A 7625-nucleotide genomic window follows, 5' to 3' on the forward strand; every position below is an offset into this window, starting at 1 on the left:
GCGTGCGGCTCAAAGAGCTCCTCGCCGCGAATCGCGCGATGTTTGTCGTGTACGTCCTGAAAGAAGACTTACGCCAGCTCTGGCACTATCGGCAGCGCGCCGCGGCGCGGCGTGCCTGGCACGACTGGTATGCGCGCGCCTGTGAGAGTCGCATCCCACTCTTCGTCCGCTTTGCCCACCGGCTCGCGCTGTCGGCCGAGTACATCATCAACCACGCAACAACAAGATCAAAGTGACGAAGCGGATGGCATACGGATATCGCGACGACGCCTACTTCTTTCTTCGCATCCGAGCCGCGTTTCCCGGAATTCCCTGAAGACCCCAATATTGCCTCGGCTCGCCCTCCAGACCCCGGGCCGTCTCGGCGCTGCCTCCGTCCAGCGAGGATGTGTCGTCACCGTTCCCTGAACGGGGAACGACGATCTCTCCCCGGCCAGCATGCACGACGCCGTCGAGGGCCACCTGAACGAGATGCGAGCGGCCGGACTCCCGATCCCGAAGCCGACGACGTCCGCCGGCTACGTCGAGGTGGCTGCGTAGCGAGGAACTGGTCGGAAGGCTGGCGTAAACCGCCGGGTTCTCCGGCCATCGGCACGTGACCTGCAGCCGCCTCAGGTCTTGTCTTGGCGAGGGGTCTAGATGGCGAGCAAAGAAAAGACGGCCGCGAACGCCGCACGCACGCGGGCCTTGGCGGCGCCGCGGTTTCACGGCGTCCGATACCAAACGAAGGACGTGAAGCGCTCGATCGCGTTCTACACGGAGCATCTCGGGTTCGAGACGAAGTACGAGCAGGCACCGTCGTTCGCGACGCTCGCGCTCGGCTCGCTCGATCTCCTGCTTAGTGGGCCGGGCGCTTCCGGATCACGGCCGATGCGCGACGGGCGCGCACAAGAGCCAGGCGGATGGACTCGGATCGTCATTCGTGTGGACGATCTCGAGACATGGATCGGCGAGTTGCGCACCGCCGGTCTTTCATTTCGAAACGCGATGGAGACCGGCCCCGGTGGCAAGCAAATTCAAATCGAGGATCCGGACGGAAATCCGATCGAGCTATTCGAGCCGGCGCCGCACAGCTAAGAGAACCGTGGGGAGCGAGTTTCAATAGGTTCTTGCCCGCCGTGCTATCGAGCATCGTCTCAGCGAAGCGTCGAGAGCGCGATGAGCGGCACGAGATTGAAGAGCAGAATCCCGATCTTGTAGACGGCCATTCCGCCGTAGTGGATCGCGTCGAACTGTTCGCGCGAGAGACGAAACAGGCGGCCGTGCATGCCGTACAGCCAGTTTCCCGCGGAGATGAACGCCAGGAACCACACGATCAGCACCCCGTACTCTTCGCCGAGCAATTCGGGATCGCCTTCGAACACCCGTTGCATGATGCCCCGCATTAGTGCTAGCCGCTCTGGGAGAGCGAGCTTCCGCTCCTCGTCGGCGATTTGCTCTTGAAGATGGCCCTGCAGCCATTCGAGCGTTTCACCGTTCTGCCATGTCCATTCACGGCACACGAGCTCGACCGCATGATCCTCGAGCTCCAGCCATGAAGTGAGCTGACTGAGCGCGGCGCTACGGAACAGCGTTTTCTTCGAACCCAGCGCGTCGATCGCCTCGTCAACACGATCCTGAACATGATTTGGGAAAATCGCGAACTTGTCTTCGCTGAAGTCTGCGGCGTCGCTCATGTTTGAGATCCATCCCCCTGCAGCTCGAGGAGCGTGGCATCACTGACATCATCGGCGTCCGCCTGACTCGTCAGCGCACCACTTGCTCGAAGGTCGGCGCGAAATGCTTTCGCTCAAATGAGCGTTCCTCGTTTTCGTTGGGCGGACCGATCACGCCTGGTCAATCATTGCAGCCTCTCTGACAGCCCGACCTCACTCGCCAGGAGGTTCGGCCAAAATACAGTTCGATCACCAAATAGCAATGGCTCCCAACAAAATGAGTTTCGCGTGGATGACGCACCGAAGTCACCGTCTTTCGACCGGGTGGCGCGGCTGTCGAGCTGCGGCACGCGCTTCCTTCACGCCCTTCCTTATAGATAGAGGGCGCTCCAGCGCGCGAAGATGCCGAGACAAGCGGGGTCGTCCGTAGGGCTGTCCGGCTATCAGGCCCGTTGGAGGTCGGTGTAAGTCGAGTGCGAGATATGGCCGACCCACTGGCTGGACACGCGGCCAGCGTCTGGAGCAGTGATGACTCGTGCCGCGGCTGCGGCACCAGCAGAAACGCGACATGGGACGTGGCAAAGCAGTGCACTGACGCCGCTGCGGTGATCGCGCAGAGCCCGCGGCTCAAGCGCTCGTCGAAGGATTCGCGGCGTTCTCGGATGAAGTGCTGATAGATGAGGATCGAATGCCCGGCCTCGAAGGCGGCGGCGATCTCGTTCTTAAACCGGTACTTGCTCGAGTCCCTGCGGCCCACGGGGCACGACGGGATCTCGATGCCGTTGTCCGGGTCGAAGAAGATCGAAGAGCGGCGGATCGTAGCGCCGCCACGTGAACGGCTGCGATAAGTAGTCAATGAATTTGCCGTCGCTCCGCCCGTCGTCTGGCGTGAGCATCCAGTGGACGCCGAGGCGAAGGGGCAGATGACGCAGGGGATCGTGCCGCAGGGGAAGCCGCCGGCGGAGGCGCTGACGAAAGACGCGATCTACATCGCGGTGGTGTTGCACCCGGATCCGTCGTGGACGCGAGTCGGCACTCTGGCCAAAACAGGGAACTGAGTGCGACTTCGCGGTTCCGGGCCATCGCCGCCGGCGAGATCAGCCAGCGGCGATGGCCACCGCCACGTGCGCGTTCCTCGCCGGCTTCACGTGAATCTCGATGCTGCGTCCGAGCAGAACGAGCCAATTGACGAGCCGATCATAGCTCAGACTGCGCAGCCGTCCGTGCCGCAGCGCGGAAATGACTGGCTGATGCGTGCGTAGCTGTTTGGCTGCCTCGGCTTGCGTCCAGCCCTTCTGCTCGATGATCGCGTTGATCGCGCCCGCCAACGCAGCCTTGGCGCGCCGTTCGTCGGGATTCTCGAGCCCAAGGTCGGCGAAGACGTTGCCGGTGCCGACCTCGAAGTCAGTGTCGCCGATCCGGCTGCGATCACCTGCTCGCAGCCTTTTTTTGGTCGTCATGGTCCATCCAGTATCTAAGTCTTGAAATGCTCGCGCGCTGCTTTAAGGCGAGCGCGGATTCGATCGAGGTCTTCCTTTGGCGTGGCGATACCGCGCTTCGACTTCTTCTTGAACACGTCGAGGACATACACGACGCCCTTCATCTCCGTCGTGTACATGGTGCGATACGTGTCGCCATCGTCGTCGACTCGAATCTCGACGACCGAGCGCAGGTTGCCGCGCATCGGCACCGCGTACGACACCTTGCCGCCCTTCTGCGCCGCGTCCAGCGCGAATCCAACTTCGTCCTTCACGTCCTCGGGCATCGCTCGCAGATCCTTCCGAGTCTGCCCAACCCAAACGATCGGTTTGTCCACATCATAGCCCTGGGTCCATCCCTAAATGGTGAGTTTCTCGACCGCACTCAAATATAACAAAAATAGTCTAACCGGGCAATCCCGACACGTGCCGCAGCCCGTGAACGGCGTCCCGACGCGGTTTGGCGTGGCCAGGCTGCCGAACAATGGGCTCCAACACTACTTTCGTAAGGTGCTTGCTCGTAGCAGGTTGCCGACGGGGAGGCCGGACATTGCCGCCAACGGCTGTGGCTCCAGTCGACCTGGTCTCACGTCGAGCTCGCGAACATTCCCTTCCCGGAAATGATGAATCTCGTGCCTGGTCCGCCCGAACCAGACGCCGGTCTGCGTGTTGTGGCGGGCATCTACAAGTCGCTAATGATCGACGAGGAATGGTCAGTCGTCGTCCCGCGTGGCTTTCATTGGCTTGGATGGCGGCTTGCTCAGACCGTCCACGCCTCGGAGCCTTTCGAGGACGTCGGAATGTCCGTCTCCCGCGTGTACGCGGTGACCGCCGTCGTCAGGGACATTCGAGCGGACGACTCCAAAGTTGAACGCGAGGTGGCACTTCTCAACCGAGTCGCAGCGGGTAGCGCGTGGATCTTCGACCGCGAGTCTCGCGCGCTCTCCATTGCGAACGCGATGACAGTGCACGACGAGACGGCTGGTTTTCGAGAGCAACAACTCAATGGCTACGCGATTCTGCAGTTGATCGAGGCCGAGGAGAAGGCCGACGATCTGGCTCAGCGACTCGGCGGTGAGGTAGCCGTTGTCGAGCACCCGGAGTCGGGAAGGCGATACCAACCCGACGAGATGCGCGGCTTGCCGAAGCTCATCGCCGAGCGATCAGGCAACTATTCGGCGTTCGCCGAATTCGAGGAAATGCAATCCGTCTACGAATTCGCGAAGGAGACGAATGGCGGAGCGTTCAGCGCGGGCGCGTCAGCAGACGGTGTCTGCGTCGAAGTACCGTTCGGTGCCAACGACACGGCCCTCATCGAGCTACTCACTAACTCACCGCATCCCTCACTCGGCAACGGCCTCCTCGTATTGTCTCGGGTTCGCGCCCCAATGACGTTGACCGCATGCCTGGCTTGTGCCGATCGATTGAACGAAATCGCGTTCATGCCGCAAGTTGTGTTTCCGCTACTCGGCGCGTGGTCCGCGTGGAAGATGGATGCGGATGTGTGGAGTGTTGCGTTTAGTACATTCGTTCCGAACCTTTGGGCCGGCCAGGGAGTAGCGCGAGATGCGGCGTCGACGGCCGTCTTTCGCCTGGCGCAGCTGGATCGGTCTTGGTTTCCGCAGCTTGGACCACGGAACGTTCTCGAAATCATTTCGCGGCGCATGCACGCAGCAGACGCGCATGAGGGAGAGCTACCCGGTGTCCCTATCCTGGAATCGTAGCTATGAGCGCTGAATTACTCGGGCAGATCACCGCGCTCGTTACCGTCCTTGGCGTTCTTTCGACCGTTGCTGGCGTGGTACTCGGGCTTCGGATCTACCGCCGCCAAGCGAACGCTCAAGCGTTCCTGACGTATACGGAGCGTTACGAGCAGATCATGAGCAGCTATCCGCCGGACGCCAGGCTGGCTCGCCTTGACTCCGATCGAGTCCTGCCTCCAAAGAGTCCCGAGCTAACGCTCAGTGTCTTGAGATACCTGAATCTCTGCTCCGAGGAGCTGTATCTCTTTCGATACGGCCACTTGGACAAGAAGCTGTGGGCAATCTGGCAGGACGAATTAACCCGCATGCTGCGGACGCCACTTGTCCGGAGGGAGTGGGTCGACCTCCGCCGGGAGTTCGAGTCCTATCCGGAATTCCTTCAGTTCGTAGAGAGAGCCCAGGGGAGTGTCGCACTAGCCGGTCGCGCGGTGGCTGGCTTCTCCGACGCGATTGAGTCGCCACCCGCGGCAACGCGGATTCCGTCGGTCCATAGCTGACATTCGCCGCCGGGACGGCGCGAGTGCCGCGTGGCGGTGACTGTCAGAGGGGGGCGCACCATCGGGATTGGCGCCAGGTCTGGAAACCGCCTGTCAGCCGCGCATCGACAGAGGGATACAGGAAAGAGCCGCGCCGTCAAATCCGAGACGCGGCCGCGGTCCATCGTTCGCCATTTCCGCGAGGTTGACGCCCGCCTTCACCCACTTACTACAATCGAATTCCTGCCAGCGGGCCATAAGATCGCGGCGGAGGAGCGAGAGCGGGTCAGGCAAGATTTGCTAGACTACTGCGAGCGGGACACCTGGGCGATGGTGAGGTTGTTGGAGCGCGTGAGAGAGCTTGCGGCGCTCGAGCGGTGAAGGCGCGGAGTTCTTTCCTCGTCAGTCAGCGTACGGGCTTCCAACTGGGTTGACGGAATTCCAGGTCAGGCGGCCCCTTTATAAAGGCGGGGATCGTGAGACCGGTATGAACGTTCACAAACTCGACTCGTCTCGGGAACATTGGCAGATCATAGCTTGTCTCCGCGTAATAGGATGCCAATGAGCCGACCAACCATTGTCCGTCCGAGGACCACGAGAGGTCAGTCGGCGGAAATGGCGAGGCATGCAGGTCCTGCAACGGCTGTCCCGCGGCTGTCAGGTAGCGGATTCCGGCATCTGGAAATCCCGACTGCACGGGAGCAATAAAGGCGATGCGATCGCCGAGCGGCGACCACTCGCCTTGGGCCACCGGAATGTGTAAATCCTGAAGAGGGCCGCCGTTCGTGGGCAAGAAGAACAAGCCGTTGCTCTGCGCGGACCCGGCATGTACGAGCAGTCGGCTGCCGTCTGGGCTTGGCCGCGGTGCTGATATACCAGAGAGGCCCGCGGGATCGACGACGGAATCCAATCCCGTTCCGTCGGGGTGGATTCGCCACGAGAGGCGAGGTGCGCTGACACCGCCGCTCGAGAAATAGATCCAACGGCCGTCGGCACTGAACCGCGGCGCAACATCCTCGGCTATCGCCAGGGCCGGAGTCGGCAGGTCACGAAATGCGCCGTTGCTCGCGGGTACCACGGCCAGGATCCTGTCATGCGTGAACGCGACTGAGCTTCCGTCCGGCGACCACGTTGGCCAGATCCCTCGAGGCCCGGAAAACGGGCCGGGTGCCGGCGCCTTGTACAACCAATGGCCGTCGCTTCCGTCCGTTTGCGCGACGTAGACGCCGGAACTTCCGCCGCCGCTTGCGTACATGGCGAGCGTTCCAACGGGGACGACACTGATGCGAGCCTGCGCGACTGTGCCCAGGGCTCGAAGCGTGATGAGGGCGCGACCGAGCGCTGTGCTGGAAACTGTACCGCTGGTGCCGGGTGTGATCGACGAGCCGGAATCCAGGCTCAGGGAGAGCCCGGTCAGTGGAGTGTCGATGGCATTGTTCCACTTGTCCGTCTGACGCGCTTGAAACGTAAAGCTCCGGCCGAGCAAGAGGCTCGTGTCACTCGGCAGCAGCACCAAACCGGTCGCCCGGCCGGGCCGGACCACGAGCGTGAGCGAATCAATGCTCCCGTCGGTCAGCGCTCTTGCAACGACTGAAGCGTTCCCGGCCTTCGATCCGAGCGCCACGGACACCGCTGCTCGGCCGTTTGCGTCCGTCACGACCGTGGCGGTTGCGTTGAATGACCGATAGTTGGATGGTGTCGTGCTTACGCCGGGGTTCTTGAGGTATGCGATCGTATCGAGCCCGTTGGCGCCGTGCCCCTCGAACACGATGCTCACACCGGCTTGGGGTTGGCCGGCAGCGTTCCGCAACTCCACCGTCATCGGATCCTTCAGGATCGTGAGGACCGTGTCGGTGATCTCACGAGTGCCGATGACGTGCAGGCCCGGCCCGGGATTTGGCTCCTCGGTGCTGCCTCCACAGCCAGACCCAGATAGGAACAAGACCCCCATCAGCATACCGATCGGGCTTTTCATGGCTGTTCCGGCAGCTCGACCCACGTGCCGTTTTTGAGAACTTGGATGCGAGTCACGGGATGGACCTCCCAGAGCGTTGCGCGATAGAAGGTCTTGGTGTCGCACTTCTCTGTGCAGTGCCCTCGGATGTGAGTCGGATGAGCCGGATCGAGCATCAGGAAGCCTGTCACCCGAACGCGCACAGCCTTCGTTGGATCTGGATGCGAGCTCGTCGTGCGCCGAATCGCAAGTTGGGAAACAGCCGTCGTGGTCCACGCGGCATGGGCACGTTTGGTTCG

Annotated in this window: 10 protein-coding genes; 5 read left to right on the forward strand and 5 right to left on the reverse strand. The window is 62.0% G+C overall.

Going from position 1 to position 7625, the window contains the following annotated elements; translation table 11 throughout:
* Positions 1–2 precede the first annotated feature (2 nt).
* Both VGQ44_20245 and VGQ44_20250 read left to right on the forward strand, forming a co-directional pair.
* Entirely contained in the window at positions 3–236 is a 234-nt protein-coding gene (locus VGQ44_20245) for a transposase (protein ID HEV8449170.1), read from the forward strand.
* A 403-nt stretch (positions 237–639) separates the two neighbouring features.
* On the forward strand, positions 640–1077 hold the full coding sequence (locus tag VGQ44_20250) for a VOC family protein (protein HEV8449171.1): 438 nt from the start codon (positions 640–642) through the stop codon (positions 1075–1077).
* 59 nt (positions 1078–1136) lie between these two features.
* On the opposite strand, the gene VGQ44_20255 is transcribed toward VGQ44_20250, so the two are convergent.
* A complete protein-coding gene (locus VGQ44_20255; protein ID HEV8449172.1) occupies positions 1137–1676 on the reverse strand; it encodes a hypothetical protein in 540 nt (179 codons plus the stop codon).
* Between the two features lie 878 nt (positions 1677–2554).
* Between VGQ44_20255 and VGQ44_20260 the strand changes: the two genes are divergently transcribed.
* Positions 2555–2713 (forward strand): hypothetical protein, encoded by a 159-nt coding sequence (locus tag VGQ44_20260; GenBank protein HEV8449173.1) that lies wholly within the window; start codon positions 2555–2557, stop codon positions 2711–2713.
* A gap of 39 nt (positions 2714–2752) precedes the next feature.
* Here the strand turns inward: VGQ44_20260 and VGQ44_20265 are convergent, their stop codons facing one another.
* Together VGQ44_20265 and VGQ44_20270 are read right to left on the reverse strand one after the other, a co-directional pair.
* Complete coding sequence (locus tag VGQ44_20265; protein HEV8449174.1) at positions 2753–3115, reverse strand: helix-turn-helix transcriptional regulator; 363 nt, start codon at positions 3113–3115, stop codon at positions 2753–2755.
* A 14-nt stretch (positions 3116–3129) separates the two neighbouring features.
* Positions 3130–3471: a type II toxin-antitoxin system RelE/ParE family toxin gene (locus tag VGQ44_20270; GenBank protein HEV8449175.1), complete on the reverse strand. Its 342-nt coding sequence runs from the start codon at positions 3469–3471 to the stop codon at positions 3130–3132.
* Between the two features lie 462 nt (positions 3472–3933).
* Between VGQ44_20270 and VGQ44_20275 the strand changes: the two genes are divergently transcribed.
* Together VGQ44_20275 and VGQ44_20280 are read left to right on the forward strand one after the other, a co-directional pair.
* On the forward strand, positions 3934–4857 hold the full coding sequence (locus tag VGQ44_20275) for a hypothetical protein (GenBank protein HEV8449176.1): 924 nt from the start codon (positions 3934–3936) through the stop codon (positions 4855–4857).
* Between the two features lie 2 nt (positions 4858–4859).
* Positions 4860–5393, forward strand: coding sequence for a hypothetical protein (locus VGQ44_20280; GenBank protein HEV8449177.1), 534 nt, complete (start codon positions 4860–4862; stop codon positions 5391–5393).
* A gap of 385 nt (positions 5394–5778) precedes the next feature.
* Here the strand turns inward: VGQ44_20280 and VGQ44_20285 are convergent, their stop codons facing one another.
* Complete coding sequence (locus VGQ44_20285; protein HEV8449178.1) at positions 5779–7347, reverse strand: hypothetical protein; 1569 nt, start codon at positions 7345–7347, stop codon at positions 5779–5781.
* Positions 7344–7625, reverse strand: a 282-nt coding sequence (locus tag VGQ44_20290) for a hypothetical protein (protein HEV8449179.1), incomplete at its 5' end; no start/stop codon positions are given. The genes VGQ44_20290 and VGQ44_20285, both read right to left, overlap by 4 nt.

This window comes from Gemmatimonadaceae bacterium, from assembly GCA_036003045.1.
Lineage (GTDB): Bacteria > Gemmatimonadota > Gemmatimonadetes > Gemmatimonadales > Gemmatimonadaceae > JAQBQB01.

What these genes read in the sequence shown, in the direction of transcription:
- VGQ44_20250 (HEV8449171.1), top strand. Translation starts at nt 640, where the DNA reads ATGGCGAGCAAAGAAAAGACGGCCGCGAACGCCGCACGCACGCGGGCC.
- VGQ44_20255 (HEV8449172.1), bottom strand. Translation starts at nt 1,676, where the DNA reads ATGAGCGACGCCGCAGACTTCAGCGAAGACAAGTTCGCGATTTTCCCA.
- VGQ44_20265 (HEV8449174.1), bottom strand. Translation starts at nt 3,115, where the DNA reads ATGACGACCAAAAAAAGGCTGCGAGCAGGTGATCGCAGCCGGATCGGC.
- VGQ44_20275 (HEV8449176.1), top strand. Translation starts at nt 3,934, where the DNA reads ATGTCCGTCTCCCGCGTGTACGCGGTGACCGCCGTCGTCAGGGACATT.
- VGQ44_20280 (HEV8449177.1), top strand. Translation starts at nt 4,860, where the DNA reads ATGAGCGCTGAATTACTCGGGCAGATCACCGCGCTCGTTACCGTCCTT.
- VGQ44_20285 (HEV8449178.1), bottom strand. Translation starts at nt 7,347, where the DNA reads ATGAAAAGCCCGATCGGTATGCTGATGGGGGTCTTGTTCCTATCTGGG.